Annotated in this window: 24 protein-coding genes, 1 tRNA gene and 1 pseudogene; 9 read left to right on the forward strand and 17 right to left on the reverse strand. The window is 68.8% G+C overall.

The window, feature by feature from the left end:
• Nucleotides 1-3: 3 nt before the first annotated feature.
• The 4 genes from NA3_RS25350 to NA3_RS25365 form a co-directional block, all read right to left on the reverse strand.
• A complete protein-coding gene (locus NA3_RS25350) occupies nucleotides 4-792 on the reverse strand; it encodes an amino acid ABC transporter ATP-binding protein (protein WP_372464233.1) in 789 nt (262 codons plus the stop codon).
• On the reverse strand, nucleotides 789-1,739 hold the full coding sequence (locus NA3_RS25355) for an amino acid ABC transporter permease (RefSeq protein ID WP_062966344.1): 951 nt from the start codon (nucleotides 1,737-1,739) through the stop codon (nucleotides 789-791). The genes NA3_RS25350 and NA3_RS25355 overlap by 4 nt, the downstream gene beginning before the upstream one ends.
• Nucleotides 1,740-1,745: 6 nt before the next feature.
• Nucleotides 1,746-2,654 (reverse strand): ABC transporter substrate-binding protein, encoded by a 909-nt coding sequence (locus NA3_RS25360; RefSeq protein WP_227995295.1) that lies wholly within the window; start codon nucleotides 2,652-2,654, stop codon nucleotides 1,746-1,748.
• Between the two features lie 152 nt (nucleotides 2,655-2,806).
• Nucleotides 2,807-3,871, reverse strand: a complete 1,065-nt coding sequence (locus NA3_RS25365) for an isocitrate/isopropylmalate dehydrogenase family protein (protein WP_062966346.1) — start codon at nucleotides 3,869-3,871, stop codon at nucleotides 2,807-2,809.
• Nucleotides 3,872-3,954: 83 nt separating this feature from the next.
• On the opposite strand from NA3_RS25365, the gene NA3_RS25370 reads away from it, so the two are divergent.
• The gene (locus tag NA3_RS25370) at nucleotides 3,955-4,578 is read left to right on the forward strand and encodes a 2'-5' RNA ligase family protein (protein ID WP_227995296.1); all 624 of its coding nucleotides are present in this window, start codon (nucleotides 3,955-3,957) and stop codon (nucleotides 4,576-4,578) included.
• A 76-nt stretch (nucleotides 4,579-4,654) separates the two neighbouring features.
• Nucleotides 4,655-5,020 (forward strand): thioredoxin, encoded by a 366-nt coding sequence (gene trxA, locus NA3_RS25375; RefSeq protein ID WP_030514619.1) that lies wholly within the window; start codon nucleotides 4,655-4,657, stop codon nucleotides 5,018-5,020.
• Between the two features lie 90 nt (nucleotides 5,021-5,110).
• Here the strand turns inward: trxA and NA3_RS25380 are convergent, their stop codons facing one another.
• From NA3_RS25380 to NA3_RS25395, 4 genes are all read right to left on the reverse strand, one after another.
• The gene (locus NA3_RS25380; RefSeq protein WP_062966162.1) at nucleotides 5,111-5,539 is read right to left on the reverse strand and encodes a 2-isopropylmalate synthase; all 429 of its coding nucleotides are present in this window, start codon (nucleotides 5,537-5,539) and stop codon (nucleotides 5,111-5,113) included.
• 406 nt (nucleotides 5,540-5,945) lie between these two features.
• Nucleotides 5,946-6,590: a class I SAM-dependent methyltransferase gene (locus NA3_RS25385; protein ID WP_062966163.1), complete on the reverse strand. Its 645-nt coding sequence runs from the start codon at nucleotides 6,588-6,590 to the stop codon at nucleotides 5,946-5,948.
• A gap of 29 nt (nucleotides 6,591-6,619) precedes the next feature.
• Nucleotides 6,620-9,400, reverse strand: coding sequence for a DNA polymerase I (gene polA, locus NA3_RS25390; protein ID WP_372464234.1), 2,781 nt, complete (start codon nucleotides 9,398-9,400; stop codon nucleotides 6,620-6,622).
• Nucleotides 9,401-9,622: 222 nt separating this feature from the next.
• Entirely contained in the window at nucleotides 9,623-10,249 is a 627-nt protein-coding gene (locus tag NA3_RS25395) for an ANTAR domain-containing response regulator (RefSeq protein WP_030514623.1), read from the reverse strand.
• Nucleotides 10,250-10,445: 196 nt separating this feature from the next.
• On the opposite strand from NA3_RS25395, the gene NA3_RS25400 reads away from it, so the two are divergent.
• The 4 genes from NA3_RS25400 to NA3_RS25415 all read left to right on the forward strand — a co-directional run bounded on the left by NA3_RS25400 (nucleotide 10,446) and on the right by NA3_RS25415 (nucleotide 12,516).
• Nucleotides 10,446-10,532: transfer RNA gene (locus NA3_RS25400), tRNA-Leu, on the forward strand.
• 113 nt (nucleotides 10,533-10,645) lie between these two features.
• Entirely contained in the window at nucleotides 10,646-11,227 is a 582-nt protein-coding gene (locus tag NA3_RS25405) for a phenylacetaldoxime dehydratase family protein (RefSeq protein WP_062966165.1), read from the forward strand.
• A 147-nt stretch (nucleotides 11,228-11,374) separates the two neighbouring features.
• Nucleotides 11,375-12,004, forward strand: coding sequence for an arsenate reductase/protein-tyrosine-phosphatase family protein (locus NA3_RS25410; RefSeq protein ID WP_062966166.1), 630 nt, complete (start codon nucleotides 11,375-11,377; stop codon nucleotides 12,002-12,004).
• A gap of 107 nt (nucleotides 12,005-12,111) precedes the next feature.
• Entirely contained in the window at nucleotides 12,112-12,516 is a 405-nt protein-coding gene (locus tag NA3_RS25415; RefSeq protein ID WP_062966167.1) for a hypothetical protein, read from the forward strand.
• A 15-nt stretch (nucleotides 12,517-12,531) separates the two neighbouring features.
• Here NA3_RS25415 and NA3_RS25420 read toward each other — a convergent pair whose 3' ends face one another.
• The 9 genes and pseudogenes from NA3_RS25420 to NA3_RS25460 form a co-directional block, all read right to left on the reverse strand.
• The gene (locus NA3_RS25420; protein WP_062966168.1) at nucleotides 12,532-13,437 is read right to left on the reverse strand and encodes an acyl-CoA thioesterase; all 906 of its coding nucleotides are present in this window, start codon (nucleotides 13,435-13,437) and stop codon (nucleotides 12,532-12,534) included.
• A gap of 1 nt (nucleotide 13,438) precedes the next feature.
• Nucleotides 13,439-14,860 carry a pyruvate kinase gene (gene pyk / locus NA3_RS25425; RefSeq protein WP_084491857.1) on the reverse strand — a complete coding sequence of 474 codons (1,422 nt, stop codon included), beginning with the start codon at nucleotides 14,858-14,860 and terminating at the stop codon, nucleotides 13,439-13,441.
• A 103-nt stretch (nucleotides 14,861-14,963) separates the two neighbouring features.
• On the reverse strand, nucleotides 14,964-15,440 hold the full coding sequence (locus NA3_RS39325; RefSeq protein WP_062966169.1) for a TM2 domain-containing protein: 477 nt from the start codon (nucleotides 15,438-15,440) through the stop codon (nucleotides 14,964-14,966).
• A gap of 349 nt (nucleotides 15,441-15,789) precedes the next feature.
• A pseudogene (lgt, locus tag NA3_RS25435) lies at nucleotides 15,790-16,731 on the reverse strand (prolipoprotein diacylglyceryl transferase); the annotation flags it as partial.
• 83 nt (nucleotides 16,732-16,814) lie between these two features.
• The gene (gene trpA / locus NA3_RS25440) at nucleotides 16,815-17,606 is read right to left on the reverse strand and encodes a tryptophan synthase subunit alpha (RefSeq protein ID WP_062966171.1); all 792 of its coding nucleotides are present in this window, start codon (nucleotides 17,604-17,606) and stop codon (nucleotides 16,815-16,817) included.
• A complete protein-coding gene (gene trpB / locus NA3_RS25445; RefSeq protein ID WP_062966172.1) occupies nucleotides 17,603-18,877 on the reverse strand; it encodes a tryptophan synthase subunit beta in 1,275 nt (424 codons plus the stop codon). The genes trpA and trpB overlap by 4 nt, the downstream gene beginning before the upstream one ends.
• The gene (gene trpC, locus NA3_RS25450) at nucleotides 18,874-19,698 is read right to left on the reverse strand and encodes an indole-3-glycerol phosphate synthase TrpC (RefSeq protein WP_030514633.1); all 825 of its coding nucleotides are present in this window, start codon (nucleotides 19,696-19,698) and stop codon (nucleotides 18,874-18,876) included. Before trpC ends, trpB begins: the two co-directional genes overlap by 4 nt.
• A 151-nt stretch (nucleotides 19,699-19,849) precedes the next feature.
• Complete coding sequence (locus NA3_RS25455; RefSeq protein ID WP_084491858.1) at nucleotides 19,850-20,791, reverse strand: TIGR02234 family membrane protein; 942 nt, start codon at nucleotides 20,789-20,791, stop codon at nucleotides 19,850-19,852.
• On the reverse strand, nucleotides 20,788-22,365 hold the full coding sequence (locus NA3_RS25460; RefSeq protein ID WP_372464235.1) for an anthranilate synthase component I: 1,578 nt from the start codon (nucleotides 22,363-22,365) through the stop codon (nucleotides 20,788-20,790). Before NA3_RS25460 ends, NA3_RS25455 begins: the two co-directional genes overlap by 4 nt.
• Before the next feature lie 96 nt (nucleotides 22,366-22,461).
• On the opposite strand from NA3_RS25460, the gene NA3_RS25465 reads away from it, so the two are divergent.
• The 3 genes from NA3_RS25465 (at nucleotide 22,462) to NA3_RS25475 (ending at nucleotide 24,338) form a co-directional block, all read left to right on the forward strand.
• On the forward strand, nucleotides 22,462-22,938 hold the full coding sequence (locus NA3_RS25465) for a peroxiredoxin (RefSeq protein WP_062966173.1): 477 nt from the start codon (nucleotides 22,462-22,464) through the stop codon (nucleotides 22,936-22,938).
• A gap of 129 nt (nucleotides 22,939-23,067) precedes the next feature.
• Entirely contained in the window at nucleotides 23,068-23,664 is a 597-nt protein-coding gene (locus NA3_RS25470; protein WP_062966174.1) for a hypothetical protein, read from the forward strand.
• Nucleotides 23,665-23,813: 149 nt separating this feature from the next.
• Entirely contained in the window at nucleotides 23,814-24,338 is a 525-nt protein-coding gene (locus NA3_RS25475) for a MarR family winged helix-turn-helix transcriptional regulator (RefSeq protein ID WP_227995297.1), read from the forward strand.
• Nucleotides 24,339-24,340 lie beyond the last annotated feature (2 nt).

Raw genomic sequence — 24,340 nt, forward strand, 5'->3', positions numbered from 1 at the left:
TTCCTACAGGATTCGGGACAGGAAGGCCTGGGTGCGCTCGTGTCGCGGATTCGCCAGCATCTCGCGCGGGTCTCCGGCCTCCACCACCACTCCCCCGTCCATGAACACCAGCTGGTCGGCGACCTCGCGGGCGAAACCCATCTCGTGCGTGACGACCACCATCGTCATGCCCGATTGCGCCAATTCGCGCATGACCGTGAGGACTTCGCCGACCAGTTCGGGGTCCAGGGCGGAGGTGGGCTCATCGAACAGCATCAGCTTCGGATCCATCGCCAGCGCGCGGGCGATGGCGACCCGCTGCTGCTGGCCGCCCGACAGCTGCGCCGGATAGGAATCGGCCTTGTCCGCCAAGCCGACTCGCTCGAGCAGTTCTCGCGCCCGGGCGACCGCCCGGGCGCGGGAGATCTTCTTCACATGGATCGGCGCCTCGATCACATTCGCCAGCGCGGTGCGATGCGGGAACAGGTTGAAGTGCTGGAACACCATGCCGACGTCGCGGCGCTGGCGAGCCGACTCGCGCGGACGCAGTTCGTAGAGTTTGCCACCGCGCTCGCGATAGCCCACCAGATCGCCGTCGACGTAGAGCCGCCCGGCATTCACCCGTTCCAGATGGTTGATGCAGCGCAGAAAGGTCGACTTGCCGGAACCGGACGGGCCGATCAGGCACATCACCTGCCCGCGCGCGACCTCGAGCGTCACTCCCTGCAACACCCGCAGCGCGCCGAAGTTCTTGCACACCTGCTCGGCCCGGATCATCGGAACGTCGGCCGAAGCCGCCGCGACGCCACTCATTTGCCGACCTCCGTCGTCTGCTGGGCGGTGGCCAGCGCGCGCAGCTGCCGGCCGGTCAACTGCCGCGTCACCCCGCGCGAGTAGTACCGCTCGAGATAGAACTGGCCGACCATCAGCACACTGGTGATCGCCAGATACCAGGTCGCGCTGACCAGCAGCAGCGGGATCGGCTGAAAGTTGATGCCGTAGATGTCGCGGGCCCGGCCGTACAGATCGGTGGTCAGCGGAATCGCGGTGACCAGTGAGGTGGTCTTCAACATGGAGATCAGCTCGTTGCCCGTGGGCGGGATGATCACCCGCATCGCCTGCGGCAACACCGTGCGCCGCATGGTCTGCCCCCACGACATGCCCAGCGCCACCGACGCCTCGCGCTGCCCCTCACCCACCGAGTTGACGCCGGCACGCACGATCTCGGCCATGTAGGCGGCCTCGTTCAGACCCAGGCCGACCATCGCGAAGATGAACGGCTGCGACCAGTCCTGCACATCCCAGTGCACGAAACTGGGCCCGCCGAACGGGATTCCGAGCTGAATCGATTTGTACAGCGCCGGGAACAGGCCCCAGAAGACGAGCTGGATGTACACCGGGGTGCCGCGGAAGATCCACAGATACACCCACGACACCGACCGCAGCACCGGATTCGGCGACAGCCGCATCACCGCGAGGATCACGCCCAGCACGACGCCGATCGCCATCGCCAGCACGGTCAGTTCGAGGGTGACCACCGCACCCTCGGATATCCGCCGATCGAACAGATATTTCCAGTAGGTGTCCCAGCGATAGGCCGGGTTGGTGGCCGCACCGTAGACGAACAGCCCGAGCAGGATCAGCAGCACCGCCGCGGCGATCCAGCGTCCCGGCCGCCGCAGCGGTACGGCCTCGATCGGCTCCGGCATCGGCGCCTCGGGCGACCCGGCCTGCGAGCCGGCGGGGGGTTGCGCGGACATGTGCACTCAGCCTTTCGCGCCGTTGATGACCGAGGTGGTGATCGCACCGGCTTCCACGCCCCAGTTCTGCGCGATGGTGCGATAGACGCCGGTATCGATCAGATGCTGCAGCGCCGCTTGCAGCACCGGGGCCAGCGGCGAACCCTTCGGCACCGGCCAGCCGTAGGGTTCGGCCTCGAACACCGGACCCGCGGCCTCGATGGTGTCGGGATTGCGCTTGATCGCGTACGCGGTGACCGGGGAATCGGCGGACATGGCGTCGACCTGTCCGAGGACCAGGGCGGTGGCCGCGGCACTCTGTTCGTCGTAGGACATCTTGTGGATCTCGGGCTTGCCGGCGTCGGTGCATGCCTTCGACTTCGCCGGGATCTCGTCGATGTCCTCGGTGGTGGTGCGCTGCACCGCGACCTTCTTGCCGCAGGCGTTGTCCGGATCGATCGGACGACCCTTGCGCTGCGCCCACTGGATGCCGGCGGAGAAGTAGTCGACGAAGTCGACGGTCTTCTCCCGCGTCAGGTTGTCGGTGAACGACGACATTCCCACGTCGACCGTGCCGGCCTCGATCGCGGGGATGATCTTCTCGAAGTCGGCCTCCTGGTAGTCGGCGCGCACGCCGAGCACGGCGGCGACCGCATCCATCAGATCGACGTCGAATCCGATGATCTGGCCGGTGTGCGGGTCCCGATACTCGTTGGGCTGGTATGGAACGTTCACACCGACCACGAGCCGCCCCGCCTGCGCGATCTTCGGCGGCAGCTGCGCGGCGATCGACTCGACCTTCGTCACCGGCACCTTGGGTACCTTGGGCGATTCCCCCTCGGTGTTGTCCGCACATCCCGCCGCCAGCACTGCCGCACCGACGATCACGCACGCGGCTCGCAGGATGTACCCGCGGGCGCCGAGTCGAACTGACACGCGGCCCTCCGTATTCGCGCGACCCGCCTCCGTGGGCGGGTCACCGTGTAGCAATGCAGCCATTCGAAAATCTAGGCGATCGGCACGAGATGCGCCGGTCGGTTACCGAAGGTTAATGCGCGCCGCGACCGGCGGCAGGGGTACACGCCGATTCACCGGCGATGCACGCGAGCCCGGACCTGCTCGGTGAATTCACTGGTCGAGGCCAGTCCGCCGAGGTCGGCGGTGGCGACACCGGCCGCCAGGGTCGCCGCCACCGCGCGCTCGATCCGGTCGGCCGCGCCGAGCACTGCCGGATCGTCACCGCGAGTGCCCAGCCAGCGCAGCAGCATCGCGGCCGACAGTTGCAGCGCGCCCGGATTCGCCCGGTTTCGCCCTGCCAGCGCGGGCGCCGCGCCGTGCACCGCCTGAGCCATCGCCTTGTCGTCCGAGCAGTTCAGCGAGGCCGCCAAGCCCAGCGAACCGGCCAGTTCGCCCGCGAGGTCGGAGAGTATGTCGCCGAACAGATTCTCGGTCACCAGCACGTCGTAGTCACCGGGCGCCCGGACCAGATGGGCCGCGGCGGCGTCGACATGTTCATCGTCGACCACGATCCCCGGATATCCGGCGGCGACCTCCGCGCAGACCTCGCGGAACAGTCCCATCGTCAGCGGCAGCACATTCGCCTTGTGCACGATCGTCAACCGGCCGCGCCGCGCCGCCGCGAGCGCGCAGGCCTGATGCGCGATGCGTTCGCAGGCGGCGCGGGTGATCACGGCCACGGCCATCGCCACATCGGCGGTGGGCCGGAATTCGCCCGAACCGGCGAACATGTTGCGGTCGGCGTAGAAGCCCTCGCTGTTCTCGCGCACGATCACCAGATCGATGTCGGTCGCCGCCGCCCGCACGCCCGGAAAGGTCCGAGCCGGGCGGATATTCGCGTACAGGCCGAACCGTTTGCGGATCGCCCCACCCGGCGGAGCCCCCACGCGGTGGTGCGGGGCGTAGGAGGCGTTGTCGTGCGGTCCGAGAATCCAGGCATCGAGGTCGGCGAGAGCGGACAGCGTGGTCTCCGGCAGGGGTTCCCCGCATTCGGCGATGGCCGCGTGCCCGATCGGCAGCTCGACCCATTCCGGCGTCGCCGCACCGGCCGCGGCGAGAGCCTCGTCCACCACCGCCCGGGTCGCCCGCACCACCTCCGGCCCGATGCCGTCGCCCTCGATCAGCCCGAGCCGCATCGCCCGCCGCGCATCCACCGCGCTCACTCCTCTGCTCGCACCCCGTCCCGGCCGGTTCGCGGCCCGGCACACCGGGTCACCCTATGGGGTGCCGGGTCACCGAGCCGACCTCGGGCCCGGCCTGCCCGGCGAACTCCCTGATCGACGCACCGGGACCGGCCCTCGCGCGTAAGTTGTCCTGCACCATGGTGCAGTCGGTGGAACTGGTACTCGACGAGGCGGCGGAGGCCGAAATCCGCCGGCAGTGGCGTGCGCTGGCCGAGGCCGGAATGCGCAGTCCCACACCGGAACACCGACCGCACATCACCGTCGCGGTCGCCCGTGAGATCTGGCCGCGACTGGACAAGACACTGGCCGCCCTGCCGTTCGAGCCGCTCCCGATCCGGCTGGGCGGGCTGCTGATATTCGGCGCCCGCCATCCGATTCTGGTACGGCTGGTGGTGCCCACCGAAGACCTGCTGACGATGCAACGGCGCATCGCCGCGGTCGTGGACGGGTGCCCCGGCGTTCCGTCGAACATGTGCCCGGACGCGTGGACCCCGCACGTGACGCTGGCACGGCGGCTGAAGCCGGAGCACTGGCCCGCGGTGATCGACGCGGTGGCCGCCGAGCGGGATTTTGCGACTACCGTAGTGGGTATTCGGCGGTGGGACGGTGATCGGCGGATCGAGTGGCCGGTCGCCCCAGGGGGTGGGGTCCACGGTTGAGCCGCGGACGCCGGCCGCGCGGAAGATATGCACAGCATCCCGCGTTGCACCGCAGACAACGACACGAGAGGAACCCATGGCCACCCAGACCCTGACCGCGCAGAACTTCGACGAGATTGTGACCGGAAACGACGTCGTCCTCGTCGATTTCTGGGCCGATTGGTGCGGGCCCTGCAAGGCGTTCGCGCCCACCTTCGAGGCATCCTCGGAACAGCATCCCGATGTCGTCCACGGCAAGGTCGACACCGAGGCCGAGCAGAGCCTCGCCGCCGCCGCCAACATCCGCTCCATCCCCACGATCATGGCCTTCCGCGAGGGTGTCCTGGTCTTCGCGCAGCCGGGCGCACTGCCGCCGGCCGCGCTGGAAGATCTGGTCTCCCAGGTGAAGGCGCTCGATATGGAAGAGGTGCGCAAGCAGCTCGCCGAACAGCAGCAGGGCTGACCCGCACGAACCGGTGCCGCATCCCGATTTCTTCACGAAACAGGATGCGGCACTGCCGTTTTCGTGTGCCGGCCCGGTGGCCGAGCCGGCTCAGTTCCCGAGTTTGTTGATGCCGGCGATCATGGCCCGGACCGTCGACTCCGGTCCGTCCCCGGCGAGCGCGGCACCCCAGCCTCGGCGGCCGTTGCATTCGCACTGCACGAAGGTGGCGGTCCCGCTGCCGGTGCGCCGCTGGTGGAACTGCAGAATCTCCACCGGGTAGCCCTCGTCGTAGAGCGCCGAGGTCAGCGCGGCGACCGGGCTGCCCGCGGACACCACGGTCCGCGCATGTCCGGCCAGTTCGATGGTCGCGGTATAGGTCGCCCGCTGTTCGGCCCGCGCCCACTCGCTGAGCTTGACCGGGCCGGTGTGCGCGCAGTAGCGGTCGTAGAACTCCGCGGGCGTCAGGTCGGCGGATTCGGCGCGCAGCCCCTTGGGCGCGGCCGCGATGAAGTCATGTGTATCGATAGTGATCGTCATTGGACTAGGTCTTCCCGAAGTTTTGTCGTTGGTCGGATGACAGAGGGGACCAGCGCAAACACTTGTCAACGGCCGCAGCGAGGGGGCCGGTCCGAATCAGCTCCCGCTACGGCGAGGTACTACGAGAAGTCGCGCCGCAGCCACCATCGCGGTAAGCGGAAGGAGCACCACGCGGTCGCGGTCGGCGACGTTGCGCGCGGCGCTGTGGCTTGCGGCGGGATTCGGCACGGCTTCGAGAATATGGACTCACCGCGTCGATGGCAACAATATTGCGGCGGAACCAACGAGTAACTTCGTCACATTTTCCCGTGAACGGTATGCCAACGGACAGTGCCAGGGTGAGCGCCGCATTCACGCAGGCCACAGCGGGTCCACAGGATGTTCCCCGGACGTCTTCGGTGTGTCGTCACCGGAGTTGCCCGGGCTTGTCCCATCGCAACAGATAGCGCCAGAACACCAGCCGGCGCACCCGCACGCCCGGCAGGATGTCGCCCGCCCGCCGCGCGACCTCGCGCGTGGTCAACGGCGGATCGAGCACGACCGGCATCTCCGCGTGCGTGGGTTCGTGTTCGTACCAGGTGCCGCGACCCGTGGCGCGCAGCGTCGCGAAAGCCAGGCCGAAGACGCGCTGCCCGAGTGCCGCCGCGACTTCCGCGGGCAGTTCACGCACAGGATCGGCCCGCGGCAGCGCGATCACCGCGAGTACCCCGCCCGGCCGCAGCGCGTGCGCGAGCCGCGGCAGCACCTGTTCCAGGGGCAGGTGATGCAGGGTGGTGAGCGACACGACGGCGTCGTAGGCGGCTTCCGGCAGCGGGTGCCCGAGAATGTCGGCCCGTGTGCATTCGACGTTGCCCGGGACGACACGGCGGGCCGCCTCGATCATCTCCGGCGACCGGTCCACCGCGTCGACCCGGTCGGCACGCCGCGCCAGCTCGGCCGCCAAAGTGCCCGCCCCGCAACCGACTTCGAGGATCCGCGCACACCGCTGCGGCAGCTGCCGCAGCAGCGTCCGGTGATAGAAGGCGTTGTGATCCCAGTCCCATGCACCCACCGCGCCACCCTACGATGCAGCGGCTTCTCTCAGTGCGCCGCCGAATCCCAGCTGCGGCCCACGCCGACCGAGACCTCGAGTGGTACCGACAGGTCGATGGCGTTCGACATCTGTTCGCGGGCAAGCGATTCCAGTGCCTCCCGCTCACCGGCCGCGACCTCGAAGACGAGTTCGTCGTGGATCTGCAGCAGCATGCGGGACCGCAGGCCGGCCTCGGCGATGGCGGCCTGGGTGTTGATCATCGCGACCTTGATGATGTCGGCGGCGGTGCCCTGGATGGGCGCGTTGAGCGCCATCCGCTCGGCGGCCTCGCGGCGCTGACGGTTGCTGGAATCCAGATCGGGCAGGTAGCGGCGGCGGCCGAACAGCGTCTCGGTGTAGCCGACCTTGCGCGCCTGGTCCACCGCGTCGCGCAGATAGTCGCGAATCGCGCCGAAGCGGGAGAAGTAGACCTCCATCTGCGCCTTCGCCTCTTCGGCGCTGATCCGCAGCTGCTGCGAGAGTCCATAGGCGGACAGGCCGTAGGCCAGACCGTAGGACATCGCCTTGATCCGGCGGCGCATCTCCGGGTGCACGTCGGCGATCGGGATGTCGAACGCCTTGGACGCGACGAAACTGTGCAGGTCCTCGCCGGAATTGAACGCCTCGATCAGCCCGGCGTCCTTGGACAGATGCGCCATGATCCGCATCTCGATCTGGCTGTAGTCCGCCGTCATCAGCGACTCGTAGCCGGGGCCGACGACGAAGGTGTCGCGGATTCGCCGGCCCGTGTCGGTGCGGATCGGGATGTTCTGCAGATTCGGCTCGGTCGAGGACAACCGGCCGGTGGCGGCGATGGTCTGGTTGAACGTGGTGTGGATGCGGCCGTCGTCGGCGACCGACTTCAGCAGCCCGTCCACGGTGACCTTGAGGCGGGTGGCGTCGCGGTGCGCGAGCAGATGTTCGAGGAAGGGATGCTGGGTCTTCTCGAACAGCGACTCGAGCGCGTCGGCGTCGGTGGTGTAGCCGGTCTTGGTCCGTTTGGTCTTGGGCATGTCCAGTTTGTCGAACAGCACCACCTGCAGCTGCTTCGGCGAGCCGAGGTTGATCTGCTCACCGATCACCTCGTAGGCCGCTTCCGCGGCCGAGGCCACCCGGTCGGCGAATTCGCCCTGCAACTCGTCCAGTTTGTCGCAGTCGACGGCGATGCCGGCATGCTCGAGTTCGGCCAGCACGCCCAGCAGCGGCAGTTCCATCTCGGTGAGCAGCGGCACCGATTCGATGCGGTCGAGCTCGGTGTCGAACGCCTCGGCCAGATCGGCCACCGCGCGGGCACGCAGGATCTCGGCCTGGGCCAGTTCGGTGTCGACCTGGTCTTCGTCGTCGAGCAGCGACAGCTGGGCGTCCGCGGCGGCCTCGACCCGCAACTCCCGCGACAGGTAGCGCAGCGACAGATCGTCGAGGTTGAAGGTGCGCTGCCCGGGCCGGACCAGATAGGCGGCGAGCGCGGTGTCGCTGGTGAGCCCGGCCAGCCGCCAGCCGCGCCCGCGCAGTGCGTGGATGGCCGCCTTGGCCTCGTGCACCGCCTTCGGGGTCTCGGCGTCGGCGAGCCAGCGGCCCAGGGCGAGCTCGTCCTCGGGGGTCAGCGCGACCACGTCGAAGTAGCCGCCCTCCCCGTCGGCGGCGGCGATCGCGATCGCCCGCACATCACCCTGTACGGGCGTGGTCGTACCGACGATCGAAACACCATGGCGCACACCGGCTTTCGCATGCTCGGCCAGCCAGTCCGCGACGGCGCCGGGCGCGACCGGGCCACCGCTGATCTCGAAACCGCTCTCGGCCTCCGGCTCCGGCGGCGCCAGCGTCTCGAACAGCCGGTCCCGCAGCACCCGGAACTCGAGATCGTCGAACAGGCGGTGGATCTTGTCGCGGTCCCACGGCTGCTGCGCCAGCTGTTCCGGGGTGTACGGCAGCGGAACGTCCTTGACCATCTCGGTGAGCTGCCGGTTGAGCACCACGCTGGACAGGTTCGCGCGCAGGGCGTCGCCGACCTTGCCGCGCACCTCGTCGACCCGCTCGACCAGGGTGGGCAGATCGCCGAATTCGCGAATCCACTTGGTGGCGGTCTTCTCCCCCACGCCCGGAATACCCGGCAGGTTGTCGCTCGGGTCGCCGCGCAGGGCCGCGAAATCCGGATATTGGGCGGGGGTCAGGCCGTACTTCTCCTCGACCGCCTCCGGCGTGAAGCGGGTGAGCTCGGAGACGCCCTTCTTGGGGTACAGCACGGTGACATCGGAGTTGACCAGCTGCAGCGAATCCCGGTCGCCGGTGACGATGAGCACCCGGAAACCTTGCGGCACAGCCTGAGTCGCGAGCGTGGCGATGATGTCGTCGGCCTCGTAGCCTTCGATGGCCATGACCGGGATGCCGAGCGCGCCCAGCACCTCCTGGGTGATCTCCACCTGCCCGCGGAATTCGTCAGGAGTGGTGATGCGGTTGGCCTTGTACTCCGGGTAGGCCTCCACCCGGAAGGTCTTCCGGCTGACGTCGAACGCGGCCGCCACGTGCGTGGGCCGCTCGTCGCGCAGCAGGTTGATCAGCATGGCGGTGAAGCCGTAGACGGCGTTGGTGGTCTGCCCGGTGACGGTCTTGAAGTTCTCCGCCGGTAGCGCGTAGAAGGCGCGGTAGGCCAGAGAATGGCCGTCCAGCAACAACAGCGTGGGCCGCTCGCCGGGAGCACCCGCTGCCGTACTGCCGGCCTTCGGCGCTGCCGCTGCGGCGGTGGTGGACGACACACTGCCCTGACGCTGATCGGTGGAGGCTGGAGTCACGGCACAGAGTCTAGGGATATCCACCGACATCCCCGGCCACCGGGCACGGACCGGGATGTGTCGCGGGGAATCCGCACCCGCGGTACCGACGCGTGCCTTTCACTCCGACCACACCCGCCTCAGCGGTACCCGCCGGACTTCGCACGCCGGGCTCGCCCCGAGCCCGCGACCGGTGCGCGATCGCGAGCCGCCACCCGCGTGACGGTCGCGAACGAGCGACGCTCAGGACTTGGGCGCGAGATTCTCCAGAACGACCTCCGCGACCGCCTTCATGGTGGTGCGCCGATCCATCGCGGTGCGCTGGATCCACTTGAACGCCTGCGGCTCCGACAGTCCCTGCGTCTGCATCAGCACGCCCTTGGCGCGCTCGACCAGTTTGCGGGTCTCCAGGCGGTCGGACAGATTCGCGACCTCCTGTTCCAGCGCCGAGATCTCGTGAAAACGGCTGGCCGCCAACTCGATCGCGGGCACCAGATCCGATTTCGTGAACGGCTTCACCAGATAGGCCATCGCACCCGCGTCGCGCGCCCGCTCCACCAGGTCACGCTGGCTGAACGCGGTCAGAATCACTACGGGCGCAACACGTTTGGAGGCGATTTCGCCGGCGGCATCGATACCGTCGCGCCGCGGCATCTTCACATCCATGATGACCAGATCGGGGCGCAGTTCCACGGCCAGATCGACCGCCTGCTGGCCGTCGCCGGCCTCACCCACCACCTGGTAGCCCTCCTCGGAGAGCATCTCCACAAGGTCCATCCGGATGAGCGCCTCGTCCTCGGCCACCACGACACGCTTCGCGGCAGCCGGCGCGTCCTGCTTCGCGCCCGCGCCCCCTGCATTCGTTCCCATAGACAGACCCCTCGATATTCCGATGCCGACACCCGATGTGCGCCTCCGGTCCCACCCTGTCACCGGCCACGCACGCCGAGTGTCCTAAAGCGTACCGTTCAACGTCGCTCACAACCCATCTACCCAGCGGGAACCCGCCCGCACGGCACCGATTCGGTAACCTGGGCACCCACCGGCTATCATTTCCTCCCGGTGCGCCGAGTTGGCGGAACTGGCAGACGCGACGGTCTCAAAAACCGTTGTCCTCACGGACGTGTGGGTTCGAGTCCCACACTCGGCACCATCCTGGGCGGTCCGATCGGGCCGCTTTTGTCGTATTCGAACCGAATCGGCAGGTTGCCCCGTGAATACGCGTAGGGTGGGGCACACGACCCCGGGCAGGAGGAGGTCGCGCGTATGCGGGTGAACCGGCTCACCGCGGATCTTTCGGAATATCCCGATCTGGTGGTGATCTATCTGGGGATGCGGGTGCGGACGCCGCGGGGAATGCTGCGTCTGCTCGGCCTGGGGCCGAAACTGTACCGCTCCCATCACGATCGGCCCGACGGCCTGTTGCGGCACGAGGACATCATCTGGTCGCTGTTCCCGCCACACTGGGGCGCCCGCCAGTATTGGCGCGATCTGGACAGTCTGGAGCGCTGGACCCGTTCCCAGCCGCACCGCGACTGGTGGCAGCGGTTTCTGCGCGACTCCGGCGGCACCGGATTCTGGCACGAGGCCTATTTCCTGCGCGGCGGCATCGACACCATGTACGACGATATGACCACGCCGACCGGTCTGGGCGCCGTCGCTCCCACCCGGGCCATGCGCGGGCCGCTGTTCAGTGCGCGCGGCCGGGCGCAGGACAACGCCACGCGCGCCGGCGCGGACAGCGCTCATCTCGGCACGGAACCGACGGTCGCACCCGTCGTCGAGGAATCCTCCTACTATCGAAACGCCTCCGGCGCCGAGGGTTCCGGCGCGGACCGGCAGCCGTAGCGCCGCACCCTGTACCCGGCCGATCAGCGAAAGTTCGGCAAACGGTCGAACGCGACGCGCTACGGGCAGCTGAACATCACGTTAAATCAGCGGTTTTCGGCCGTCCCGGGCTTCTACCGGGGGCCGTTGCCACTTACCGTAGCGGTCATGCACGTCCTGTTCGTCTGCTCCGGCAACGTCTGCCGCTCGGTGATCGCCGAACGTCTGACCCGCGCCGTCGCGGCCGAACACGGCCTCGACGACCTGACCGCCGAGAGCGCCGGCACCCGCGCGCTCGTCGGCTTCGGCGTCGATCCCCTTGCGGCACAGACCATCACAGGCCTCGGCGCGGATCCTAGCAACTTCTCAGCACGCAAGTTGAAGCCGGAGATGGTCACGCGCGCGGACCTCGTGCTGGCGATGACCGAGCAGATCCGCGACCACATCATCGACCTGGTTCCGGCCGCCCGGCCCCGGACCTTCACACTGCTCGAGGCCTACCGCGTGACGAAGGTCTCCGGCGCCCGCACGATCGCCCAGATCGACAGTGCCCGAAACGATCTGGCTCTGGTGGGCCGGGAGAACATCGCCGACCCGGTCGGCTTGTCGAGCGAAAAATACTGTGCCGTGGGCGATCGGATCGCCGAAACGCTGGTCCCGTTGCTGCTCGCCCTGCACGCCCCCCGCGACACGGGCCGCACGGAGTCCGGCCGGCCCCGGTTGGTCCTGCTGCCCGGCGGGCGCGTCGAGACGCCGCCCTGGGGTATCGAGCCCGTGCGAATCGGCCGCCACGCCTGAACAATCCGGTGCCGGGCATGCCGCCCTCCCACGGATCGGATTCCGGGGTTAGACTCCCCGCGGAAACTGCCGACGCCGATGGTTCGACACCGGAACAGGACACAGACATGCCGAAACGAATTTCGGATGTTTCACTCCATGTTTACGTCACACCGGAAACGCTCGACCGCGTCGTGCACACCGTGCGCTGCGTGGTCGACGACCACCTCGCCGAGCACGATGTTTTCGCCTGGCGCTTCACCCTGCCCGTCGACGCCGATCAACCCGCCCACACGGTGCTGGAAACCCAGTGGCGCCTGGAACACCCCGACCGCCATCCCGGCTCGCGGTGCACCTACGAGATAGCACTCAGCCTGGTGGGCGATCCCGATCAGCTCACCGAGACCGGTCTGGCCGCACTCGAGCATCGGCTGGTCCTCGGGATCGCCACCACCGCCGACGCCGTGCCCTACACGATTCACGCGCTGCATCGCGACAGTTACGACTTCGACGAGAACCGCGAACGCCTCTGACCGGCGCGCCCGGCGCTACTTGCGCGCCGGGAAGTGCCGGATCACGCCCTCCTGCACGACGGTGGCCAGCAGCTCTCCGGCCCGCGAATAGAAGTGACCGGTGGCCAGACCGCGCGAACCGGCGGCCACCGGTGACTGCGTCGCGTACAGGGCCCAGTCGTCGAAGCGGAACGGACGGTGGAACCAGATCGAATGATTCACGGTGGCGGCCACGATCCGGTCGTGGCCCCACGACAGCCCGTGCGTGGTGATGATCGAATCCAGCACCGTGGTGTCGGACGAATATCCCAGCGTCGCCACGTGGATCAGCGGATCGTCGGGCAGTTCGCCGTCGGCCTTCATCCACACACGGTTGTGGTTGAGGGTGCCGCCGGTGCCCTTGAGGATCCAGGCCGGATCGTTGGTGTAGCGCATATCGATCGGATGCGGCGCCTGCACGAACATCTGCAGTTTGTCCTCGAACCCGGAGAAGGACTCCTCCACCCGGGGCAGGCCGTCCGGATCGGGCACCTGCGGCTGCGGGCTGGCGTGTTCCAGGCCCTTGGCCCAGTCCTGGAACGCCGCCAGCATCACGAACAGTTCCTGATCGTCCTGATACGCCGTCACCGTGCGGTTGGCGAAGGCCCGCCCGTCACGATGGCGCTCGACCCGGTATTCGATCGGTTTGCGCACATCACCGCCCCGCACGAAATGAGCGTTGACCGCGTGCACCGGGCGTCCCGGTCCGACCGTGCGGCCGGCCGCGATGATCGCCTGCGCCACCAACTGGCCGCCGAAGGTGCGACTCCACACCTTCTCCGGATGGTGACCGAGGAAGACGTCCTCGCCGATCTCCTCGAGCTCGAGCAGGCCGAGCAGGACGGCGAGATCGCCGCCGCTCTCGCGGCCGGTCCCGACCGATTCGCCCAGTGATGCGCTCACCTCAGTGGTCCTCCTCGCCGATGCGATGCACGTGGATCAGGTTCGTGGAGCCGACGGTACCCGGCGGGGAGCCGGCCACGATCACCACGAGATCGCCCTTGGCGTAGCGATTCAGCGACAGCAGTTCCTTGTCGACCTGGCCGATCATCTCGTCGGTGGTGCCCACCGGCGGGACGATGAAGGTCTCCACACCCCAGGTCAGCGCCAGCTGGCTGCGCACCTCCGGCAGCGGGGTGAACGCCAGCAGCGGCAGCGTGGTGTGCAGGCGGGCCAGCCGGCGCACGGTGTCGCCGGACTGGGTGAAGGCCACCAGCGCCTTGGCGTTGAGCCGCTCGCCGATATCGCGGGCCGCGTAGGAGATCACGCCGCGCTTGGTCCGCGGGACGTGGGTCAGCGGCGGCACCCGGGTCGAGGACTCCGATTCCACGGCGTGCACGATGCGCGCCATCGTCCGCACCGTTTCGATCGGATACTGGCCGACCGAGGTCTCACCGGAGAGCATGACGGCGTCGGCGCCGTCGAGCACCGCGTTGGCGACGTCGGAGGCCTCGGCGCGGGTCGGGCGGGAGTTGCCGATCATCGACTCCAGCATCTGGGTGGCGACGATGACGGGTTTGGCGTTCTCCCTCGCCATCTGGATCGACCGCTTCTGCACCAGCGGCACCTGCTCGAGCGGCAGCTCGACGCCGAGGTCGCCACGGGCCACCATGATCGCGTCGAAGGCGAGGACGATCGCCTCGAGATTGTCGATGGCCTCGGGCTTTTCGAGTTTGCCGATCACCGGCACCCGGCGGCCGACGCGGTCCATGACGTCGTGGACGAGCTCGACGTCGGAGGGAGACCGCACGAACGACAGGGCGATGAAGTCCACGCCGAGCCGCAGGGCGAATTCCAGATCCTCGATGTCCTTGTCGGACAGGGCGGGAACGGACACATCCATCCCCGGCAGCGAGACGCCCTTGTTGTTGGAGACCGGACCGCCTTCGGTGACGCGGCACACCACGTCGTTGCCCTCGACGCGGACCACGGTCAGCCCGACCTTGCCGTCGTCGACGAGCAGCCGGTCACCGGCCTTGGCGTCCTCGGATAGTTGTTTGTAGGTGGTGGAGACGCGATCGTGGGTGCCTTCCACGTCGTCGACCGTGATCCGCACCTCCTCGCCCGTCGCCCACACGGTGCGGCCCTCGATGAACCGGCCCAAGCGGATCTTCGGCCCCTGCAGGTCGGCGAGGATGCCGACCGCACGGCCCATCTGCTCGGCGGCGTGCCGCACCTTGTGATAGTTCTCGGCGTGATCGGCGTGTTCTCCGTGACTGAAATTCAACCGGGCCACGTCCATGCCGCTGTCGACAAGTTCACGGATCCGGTCCTCGGTGGCGGTGGCCGGCCCGAGAGTGCACACAATCTTTGTCCGTCGCATCACGCACCGAGCCTAGTCCTGCCGCCGCAGTGGCGCTGATCGGCACACCCCGCACTGTCAATCGACGAAAATATGACGCACGTCACATACTTGGCCGGCATGGTCGTCACTCCTGCAAGGGCCGGTTGTACGGATCGCGAACTTTGCCGGTGAGGATCAGAATCGCGTCGATGAACGGCCAGATTCCACCCAGACCGCAGGTGAACAGCGTGACCAGGAGCTGGGCGACGCCGATGCCGGTGTAGCCGAGATAGAACCGGCCGATCCCGAGACCGCCGACGAACAGTTGCAGCAGCCCGGCGGTCAGCTTCGATTTGTCCGAGAGCGGTTCGCCGTACATGTTGCGCCCGTACGGCGCCTCCGGGTCCATGCCGTACGGCGCGGGCGGGTAGCCCGGGCCGGGGGCGTACGGCTGGGCGTAAGGGTCGGCAGGCTGGCCGTACGGCTGGCTGTGGCCGTAGGGGCCGGACTGGGCCGCTCCGTAGGGGCCGGATTCGCCGTAGCCGCCCGGATTTCCCGGTCCGGTACCCGGTGCCCCGTACTGCGGGCCGTAGCCCGGCTGCGGCTGATAGGGGTCGGTCACGAAGTCCTCCTGATTCGAGCGGTGGGCCCGCTCAGCTCTTGTCCGCCTTCTTCCGGCCCGGCTTACCCGACGTGCCGTCGGCCCGCTGCTCGCTGTTCCCGGCGGTGGGGACACCGGCCGCATCCTTGTCATCGGCGGACGGATCCGGTTCGTTGCCGGTCTCGGCCACATCGGAGGGGCCGGAGGTGGACTCACCCGATTCGCCGGATGGGGAGATGGCGCCCGCGTCGGGCTTCCCGGCCGCCGTCGAGTCGTCGGCCTTCGCGGCGGAATTCGGATCGTCCTCCGGTGTCGCGGCGTCGCCCGGCTTCTCGCCGTCGGCGGATTCGCCGGCCGTAACGGCAGGCGCGCTTGCAGCGGCCGCGGCTTCCTGTCCGGCGGCGCCGTGCTTGCGCAGCGCACCCCACTGCCAGGGCCAGGGGCGCTCACCGCCGGCGGCGAGCTGTGCGGCGGCTTCGCGGCCCTTGGTGGCGAGGGCGAAATAGGCCAGCGCACACAGGAATACGATCGCCGAGGTGTAGGAGTTGACCCGGATGCCGAAGATGTGGGTGGCCTCGTCGTCGCGCAGCAGCTCGACCCAGAAGCGGCCGAAGGTGTAGATCGCGACGTACAGGGCGAACAGGCGGCCGTGGCCGATCCGCCAGCGTTTGTCGACCGCCACCAGCACCAGGACGCCGAGCAGATTCCAGATCAGCTCGTAGAGGAAGGTCGGCTGCACGACCTTCTCCACCACGCCGGTGGACACGCCGTTCATCATGTCCAGCTGGCCGTCGGAGTCGAATCGCAGATAGATCTCGAGGCCCCACGGCAGATCGGTCTTGCGGCCGTAGAGCTCCTGGTTGAAGTAGTTGCCGAGGCGGCCGATGGCCTGGGCGAGCAGAATCGCGGGAGCGATGGCATCACCGAACGCGGGCAAGGGGATTCGATACACCCGGCAGCCGATCCAGGCGCCGACGCCGCCGAGCAGCACCGCACCCCAGATACCGAGGCCGCCCTCCCAGATCTTCAGCGCGTTGATCGCATGCCCGCCGGCGCCGAAATACTTCTCCCAGTCGGTGGCCACGTGGTAGAGCCGGCCGCCGACGAGTCCGAACGGCACCGCGAACATCGCCACGTCGAGGACCTTGCCCGGCTCGCCGCCGCGCTCGCGCCAGCGCCGCTCACCCCACCAGATCGCGACGATGATGCCGATGATGATGCAGATCGCATAGGCGCGCAGCGGGAACGGCCCCACATCCCATACGCCTCGCGGCGGACTGGGAATATAGGCCAGTAGTGCCCCACCGTGCATATCGACGCCGTCTGCCAGGACTGGAAAAGTCACGGGCCCCACCGTAACGGAGGGGGCGCGCTCCGCCCAGTTCGCGTCGCCGATCAGCTGGTGACGGCCGCCGAACGCACGCCCTCGGCCAGTTCCGCGGTGAGCTTGCGGACCTGGTCCAGCCCTTCTCCCGCGGCCGTGACCAGCGCCGAGCCGACGATCACTCCGTCGGCGTAGGAAGCGATTTCGGCCGCCTGCGCACCGCTGCGCACGCCCAGGCCGACACCGACCGGGATATCGGAGTGCGCGCGCACCCGCGCGCACAGTTCCGGTGCCGCCGAGGACACCGCGTCGCGCGCGCCGGTGACACCCATGGTGGAGGCGGCGTAGAGGAATCCGCTACTGGCCTCGATGGTCTTGACCAGGCGCTCCTCGGTGGAGGAGGGAGCGACCAGGAAGATGCGGTCCAGATCGTGGGCGCGGGAGGCCTCGAACCACTCCCCCGCCTCCTCGGGAATCAGGTTGGGGGTGATCAGCCCGAGACCACCGGCCGCGGCCAGGTCACGGGCGAAGCGATCGACGCCGTACTGCAGCACCGGATTCCAGTAGGTCATCACCACAGCGTTGCCCCCGGCGGCGGTGATGGCCTCGACGACGGTGAACACGTCACGTACCCGCACGCCGCCGCGCAGGGCCTGCTCCGTGGCGGCCTGGATGGTGGGGCCGTCCATCACCGGATCGGAGTAGGCGATACCGACTTCGATGATGTCACAACCGGATTCGACCATCGCGGTGCACACGTCGATGGATCCGGCCAGGTCCGGGTAGCCCGCGGGCAGGTATCCGATCAGCGCGGCGCGGCCCTCGCCGCGACTGGCCGCGAAGGTCGATTCCAGACGGCTCACGAGTGTTTCTCCTCCGGGGCGGCGGCGTCGTCGAACAGGCCGAACCAGCGCGCCGCGGTATCCATGTCCTTGTCGCCGCGTCCGGACAGATTCACCAGAATGATTGCGCCCGAACCCAATTCGCGGCCCAGCTGCAAGGCGCCGGCCACCGCGTGCGCCGATTCGATGGCCGGGATGATGCCCTCGGTGCGCGAGAGCAGCAGCAGCGCGTCCATCGCCTCGACATCGGTGATCGGCCGGTATTCGGCGCGGCCGATGTCCTTCAGGTAGGCGTGCTCGGGTCCGACACCGGGATAGTCCAGACCGGCCGAGATGGAATGCGATTCGATGGTCTGGCCGTCCTCGTCCTGCAGCAGGTACGAGTAGGCGCCCTGGAACGCACCCGGCCGGCCGCCCGCGAAAGTGGCTGCGTGCCTGCCGGTTTCGACACCGTCACCGGCCGCCTCGTAGCCGATCAGCCGCACGCCCTCGTCGTCGAGGAACGGGTGGAAGATGCCGATCGCGTTCGATCCGCCGCCCACGCACGCCACGACGGCATCGGGCAGCCGGCCGGTCTGCGCCTGCACCTGTACCCGCGCCTCGAGGCCGACGACGCGCTGGAAATCGCGCACCATCAGCGGGAACGGATGCGGCCCGGCGGCGGTGCCGAAGCAGTAGTAGGTCTCCGAGGCGTTGGTGACCCAGTCGCGCAGCGCCTCGTTGATCGCGTCCTTCAACGTCTGCGATCCGGTGGTCACCGACACCACCCGGGCGCCGAGTAGTCGCATCCGGGCGACGTTGAGCGCCTGGCGGGCGGTATCGACCGCGCCCATGTAGATCACGCACTCGAGGCCGAGCAATGCACAGGCGGTGGCGGTCGCGACACCGTGCTGACCGGCGCCGGTCTCGGCGATGACGCGGGTTTTGCCCATGCGCTGGGCGAGCAGGGCCTGGCCCAGCACGTTGTTGATCTTGTGCGAACCGGTGTGGTTCAGATCCTCGCGCTTGAGCAGGATGCGGGCGCCGCCGGCGTGCTCGGAGAGCCGCTTGCATTCGAAGACCGGCGAGGGCCGGCCCGCGTAATCGCGCTGCAGCCGGTCGAGTTCGGCCAGGAAGTCGGGATCCAGGCGGGACTTGTCGTATTCGGCGGAGACCTCTTCGATCACCGCCATCAGTGCCTCGGGCACGTGCCGGCCGCCGTAGACGCCGAAGTGGCCGCCGACATCCGGTTCGTGGCTGCGGTGGGTGACGCCCTCGCTGGCCTGGGGCAGCTGCTCGTGCACGCCGGTCATCGGGTGACACCCCGCCGCAGCGGACGCGGGCAGGACGGATGGGTGCCCGCGGTCACCAGCTCGGAGACGGCGGCACGCGGGTCGCCGCTGGTCACGAGGCTCTCGCCGACCAGCACCGCATCGGCGCCGGCGCCGGCGTAGGCGAGCAGGTCGGCGGTGCCGCTGACGCCGGATTCGGCGACCCGGATGACCTCGGTGGGCAGTCCGGGCGCGATGCGGGCGAAGACGTCGCGATCGACCTCGAGGGTCTTCAGGTTGCGGGCATTCACGCCGATGACGGAGGCGCCGGCGGTCAGTGCCCGATCCGCCTCCTCCTCGGTGTGCACCTCGACCAGCGCGGTCATGCCCAGCGATTCGGTGCGATCGATCAGCGAGGCCAGCACGTCCTGTTCCAGGGCGGCCACGATCAGCAGGATCACGTCCGCGCCGTGCGCACGCGCCTCGTGGATCTGGTACGGGCCGACGACGAAGTCCTTGCGCAGGATCGGCACGTCGACGACCGCGCGGACCGCGTCCAGATCGTCGAGGGAACCGTGGAAGCGGCGGCCCTCGGTGAGCACGCTGATGATGCGCGCACCACCGTCCTCGTAGGACTTCGCCAGGCTGGCCGGGTCCGGGATGTCGGCGAGCTCACCCTTCGAGGGGCTGGCGCGCTTGACCTCGGCGATGACTCCGATCCCGTCCGCGTGCAGTGCGGCGAGCGCATCGCGCGGCGAGGGTGCCGCGGCGGCGGCCTTCTTGACGGCCTGGAAATCCAGGAGGGCTTCCCGAGCGGCCACATCCGCACGGACCCCGTCGAGAATCGAGTCGAGTACCGTCATCTGGCTCGAATCCTTTCTGGGGAGACGGACTTGCTACCTGAGAATCCCCCCAGGTGCTGTCTCACCGATGCTGATAAAGAGTAAATGGAAGGGTAAGCCGAGCCGAAGGCGGGGTGTGACGCCTGCCGCCCGGCACGCCGTGGTATCGCGCTCATCGGCCCGGCTCGTCGTCGGTCGGATCGGCGCCCGCGTCGAGCGCGTCCCACAGCACGCGCTGCGAGAGTTCGCCCGACTCCGGCTCCGGGGTGTGCGGAGAGGACTTCGGCGTCGCAGTCGGGGGCGCGTCGGCGCCCGACTCCGCGTCGCCCGTGCGGCGTCGGTCGGCGACCTGTTCCGCGGCCGCGGCCCGGCGGAACACCGGGTTGTCGTACTTGCCCGACATGCGGGCGGTCGTTTCGGGCATGCGGGCCAGCAGCACCCCGGCGGCGAAGGCGGCGAGCGCGCCGACGACGCTGAGCGCGGCCGGGAACGTGGCGGCCGTGGCGGCGTCGACGTGCGCGCGGGCGGGCAGTTCGGCGAGCCGGGCGGCCCGTTCGGCGATCGTGCCGTGGTGGGTCAGCAGGGCCAGGCCGGGCACCGCCGCGACCGCGGCGACCAGCGCCACCACCACCCCGATCAGCCGGCGCAGCCAGCCCCTGGTGGCGAAGACGGCCGCGATCGAGGCCAGCAGCACCAGCGCCAGTGGCGTCAGCGCCCCGAACCAGAGACCGCCGTTGAGATGCTGGGTGCGCGGTTCGGTCAGGCCGTCGGAGGAACGCAGCGTCACCCAGGTCATGCGCGAGGAGGCCCACAGCGCGCCCGCGCCGACGGCGAGCAGCAGGACCGGCAGCACGGGGCGGGCGCGTTTCGGTGTCGTGTCCTCGGCGGTATCCGTCTCGGGAACGTAGCGGTCGGGGTCACCGTCGCCGGACCGTTGGGTGGCCTGGTCGTCGACGCCCGGTGGAACCGGCGCGCGATCGGCGGCGGAGCCGGCGGCATCGGACCGCGGCGGGCTCGCCGCGGTGGACGACGCGCCGTTCGTGCCCGGCACGGACGTGCCTTCCGGGCGGTCCGGCGAATGTCGTTGGGCTGGATCGGATTCCGGATTACTCATAGCGGGGCACCGTCGGGTTCGGGGGTGAAGGTGCGCACGGTGCGCGCGGCGGCGACGGCCTTGAGAACGGCCATCGCCTTGTTGCGCGACTCCTCGTCCTCGTAGTCGGGCTGGGAATCGGCGACGATGCCGGCACCGGCCTGCACATACGCGATGCCGTCCTTGAGCAGCGCGGTGCGGATGGCGATCGCGGTATCGGCGTCACCGGCGAAGTCGAGGTAGCCGACGACCCCGGCGTAGACGCCGCGGCGGGTGGGCTCGTTCTCCTCGATCAACTCCATGGCCCGCACCTTCGGCGCACCGGAGAGCGTGCCGGCCGGGAAGCAGGCACGTACGGCGTCGAGGGCGATACGACCGGCCGCCAGCCGCCCGGTCACCGTCGACACCAGATGCATCACGTGGCTGTAGCGCTCGATGTGACGGTATTCGGTGACGCGCACGGTGCCCGGCTCGCACACCCGGCCCAGATCGTTGCGGCCCAGGTCGACGAGCATGAGGTGTTCGGCGTTCTCCTTCTCGTCGGAGAGCAGATCCTTCTCGAGCAGCACATCGTCCTCCTCGGTGGCGCCGCGCCACCGGGTGCCGGCGATCGGATGTGTCGTCGCCACACCGTCTTTCACGGTCACCAGCGATTCCGGGCTCGATCCGACGATGGAGAAGGCGGTGCCGCCCGCACCGTCGGGAATGTGCATCAGATACATGTACGGGCTCGGGTTCGAGGCGCGCAGCATCCGGTACACATCGCGCGGTTCGCCGTCGAAGTCCATTTCGAACCGCTGCGACAGCACCACCTGGAACGCCTCGCCGGCCTCGATCTCGCCGACCAGCCGCCGCACGCCCGCACCGAAGTCCTCGCTGGTGCGGCGGCGGATGTAGTCCGGTTCGGGACGGTCGAAGACGGAGACGGTCGATTCGGCGGGCGCGGCCAGCGCCGCGGTCATCCGGTCGAGCCGGGCGACGGCGTCGTCGTAGGCCACGTCGACGCGCTCGTCGGTGCCGTTCCAGTTCACCGCGTTGGCGATCAGCGTGATGGCGCCTTCGTGATGGTCGAAGGCGGCCAGATCCGCGGCCAGCAGCAGCACCATCTCGGGGACGTGCAGATCGTCGGTGGTCAGTTCCGGCAGCCGTTCGATGCGGCGCACGATGTCGTAGCCCAGATAGCCGACGAGCCCACCGGTCAACGGCGGCAGGCCGGGCAGGCGCTCGGTGCGCAGCAGTTCCAGGGTGTCGTGCAGCGCTGCCAGCGGATCGCCGCCGGCCGGGGCGTCGGCGGGGGTGGCGCCCAGCCACGCCGCCTGGCCGTCGACGACCGTCAGCGCGGTGGGACTGCCGGCGCCGATGAACGACCAGCGCGACCACGAACGACCGTTCTCCGCCGACTCCAGCAGGAAGGTGCCCGGCCGGTCCGCGGCCAGCTTCCGGTAGGCGGACAGCGGGGTCTCAGAATCGGCCAGCACCTTGCGCGTCACCGGCACCACCCGGTGCGCGGCCGCGAGTTCGCGGAACTGGTCCCGGGTGGTGGTGGTTGCGGTTTTCGGACGGTCGAATGCGGCGCCGTGCATATCGCTCATCATTCCAGTCCGCCGCAACCGAGATTTCCTGGCCCCGCCGCGACCCACGCGATTCGCGGAAGGTACCGGGCAACCGTGCCGCCCGGTACCCTCGCGACTGTGAAAAAAGGCCAGCGCGCACCCGGGTTCGAACTTCCCGACCAGACCGGCGCGGTCCGGTCGCTCGATTCGTTGCTGGCCGGCGGGCCGTTGACGCTGTTCTTCTTCCCCGCCGCCAATACTCCCGTGTGCACCGCGGAGGCCTGTCATTTCCGTGATCTGACAAGCGAATTCGCGGCCCTGGGCGCCAGTTGCGCGGGAATCAGCACCGATTCGGTCGACACCCAGGCCGGTTTCGCACAGGCGCAAACCCTCGGTTATCCGTTGCTGTCCGATCGCGACGGCGCGGTGGCGGAACGGTTCGGCGTCAAGCGTTCCGGCGCGATCGGCGGTCTGCTCGGCAACTTCCTGCCGGTGAAGCGGCAGACCTTCGTGATCGACACCGACCGCACCGTTCTCGCGGTGATCTCGGGCGAACTGCGCGCGAACGTCCACGCCGACGCGGCGCTGACCGCCCTGCGTGAGCACCGGTCCTGAAGCGACCGCCGGACACACCCCGGGCGGCCCCTGGGTGCACGCTCCTTTTCCCAGGTGAGGGCGCACTGACGGCCTGACACGGCACGATTCTCCCGGCGTAGGCGCGCGCCTCGCGCATACGCTGGATTCATGACATCGACGAGCTCCCTCACGAACTCCGGGACCAAGCCCCGAGCCACCGTGTGGCGGAATCGAGCCCTCGGCCTGCTCGCGGTCATCATCGTGCTGGTCGTCGCCTATTTCGTGCTGTCGGCCTTCATTCCGCGCTGGTGGGCGCAGCGGATCGCCGGCATGTCCGGGCACGGCAGCTTCGCCCAGGGCATCTGGTCGGGGCTGGCGATCGGCTTCCTGTGCACGCTGATCCCCCTGCTGCTCCTGCTCGGCGCGGTGCGGGTATGGCGCACCCGAGCCGGCAAATTCGCCGCCGGCGCCGCGGCGGTGCTGGCGTTGCTCGTGGCCCTGCCCAATCTGATGACACTCACCATCGTGCTGGGCGGCAACAGCGCCGCGCACGCCGGAGAACGCGTGCTCGACGTCGATGCGCCCGGATTCCGCGGCGCCTCGCTGGTGGGCGCCATCGTGGCGGCCGCGATCGTCGCGGTGCTGCTCGTGCTACTGCTACGCAAACAGTGGCGAGCGCGGTCGGCCCGCCGCGCCGAAGCCGGCATCGTCACCGCGCCCGACACTGCTAACGACACGCGTCCACCAGGCGATATCAGGGAGTGAACCGACAGCGTCGCGATCGCGCACCGGCGTGATAGCTGTCACGTCGCCGGCAACCGGGCTGACCAGCGAGCGACGTCGTGGCAAACTTGTTGGTCGCGAGTGACGGTGAACGGAGATTTACGTCACTGGGCTGCAAGAGAGGGCGCGAAGTGACGGAATGGCTCAATCCCACCGAACGGCGAGCGTGGCGGACTCTGGTCGCGCTGACCACCCGATTACCGGCGGCAATGGACACCCAGCTGCAACGCGAAGCCGGTATGACGCATTTCGAGTATTTCCTGATGGCACTGCTGTCCGAGGAGCCCGGACATCGCCTGCAACTCAGCGAGCTGGCCGGTAGGGCAAATGCTTCGCTATCGCGGTTGTCGCATGTGGTGACGAAGCTGGAACGGCTGGGCTGGGCCCGCCGCGACGTGGTGCGCGGCCGCCGCGGCGCCTACGCGGTGCTGACCGACGAGGGTTTCGAACAGGTACAGAAGGCGACCCCCGCGTACCTCGAAGGGGTGCGGGGGCTGGTGTTCGACGGCATCGACGACGAGCAGGTCGAACAGTTGCTCACCCTCGGTGAGGCACTGGTGACGCAGCTCGACGCGGGCCTGTCCCGGGGTATCGGGCGCGCCGACGGACTACCCGACCCGCCGGCCACCGAGGCGACGGCCGGCGCCGCCCACTGACC

The sequence above is a fragment of the Nocardia africana NBRC 100379 genome, assembly GCF_001612635.1.
Taxonomy (GTDB): domain Bacteria; phylum Actinomycetota; class Actinomycetes; order Mycobacteriales; family Mycobacteriaceae; genus Nocardia; species Nocardia africana.

Bases quoted from the DNA above. Each gene is read 5' to 3' on its own strand.
- NA3_RS25460 (WP_372464235.1), bottom strand. From the start codon at position 22,365: ATGATGAGCGATATGCACGGCGCCGCATTCGACCGTCCGAAAACCGCA.
- trpC (WP_030514633.1), bottom strand. From the start codon at position 19,698: ATGACGGTACTCGACTCGATTCTCGACGGGGTCCGTGCGGATGTGGCC.
- NA3_RS25405 (WP_062966165.1), top strand. From the start codon at position 10,646: ATGCGGGTGAACCGGCTCACCGCGGATCTTTCGGAATATCCCGATCTG.
- NA3_RS25470 (WP_062966174.1), top strand. From the start codon at position 23,068: ATGACATCGACGAGCTCCCTCACGAACTCCGGGACCAAGCCCCGAGCC.
- NA3_RS25410 (WP_062966166.1), top strand. From the start codon at position 11,375: ATGCACGTCCTGTTCGTCTGCTCCGGCAACGTCTGCCGCTCGGTGATC.
- NA3_RS25365 (WP_062966346.1), bottom strand. From the start codon at position 3,871: ATGCGGCTCGGGCTGATCGAGGGCGACGGCATCGGGCCGGAGGTGGTG.
- NA3_RS25395 (WP_030514623.1), bottom strand. From the start codon at position 10,249: ATGGGAACGAATGCAGGGGGCGCGGGCGCGAAGCAGGACGCGCCGGCT.
- trpB (WP_062966172.1), bottom strand. From the start codon at position 18,877: ATGACCGGCGTGCACGAGCAGCTGCCCCAGGCCAGCGAGGGCGTCACC.
- NA3_RS25380 (WP_062966162.1), bottom strand. From the start codon at position 5,539: ATGACGATCACTATCGATACACATGACTTCATCGCGGCCGCGCCCAAG.
- trxA (WP_030514619.1), top strand. From the start codon at position 4,655: ATGGCCACCCAGACCCTGACCGCGCAGAACTTCGACGAGATTGTGACC.
- NA3_RS25415 (WP_062966167.1), top strand. From the start codon at position 12,112: ATGCCGAAACGAATTTCGGATGTTTCACTCCATGTTTACGTCACACCG.
- NA3_RS25350 (WP_372464233.1), bottom strand. From the start codon at position 792: ATGAGTGGCGTCGCGGCGGCTTCGGCCGACGTTCCGATGATCCGGGCC.
- NA3_RS25370 (WP_227995296.1), top strand. From the start codon at position 3,955: ATGGGGTGCCGGGTCACCGAGCCGACCTCGGGCCCGGCCTGCCCGGCG.
- NA3_RS25455 (WP_084491858.1), bottom strand. From the start codon at position 20,791: ATGAGTAATCCGGAATCCGATCCAGCCCAACGACATTCGCCGGACCGC.
- NA3_RS25355 (WP_062966344.1), bottom strand. From the start codon at position 1,739: ATGTCCGCGCAACCCCCCGCCGGCTCGCAGGCCGGGTCGCCCGAGGCG.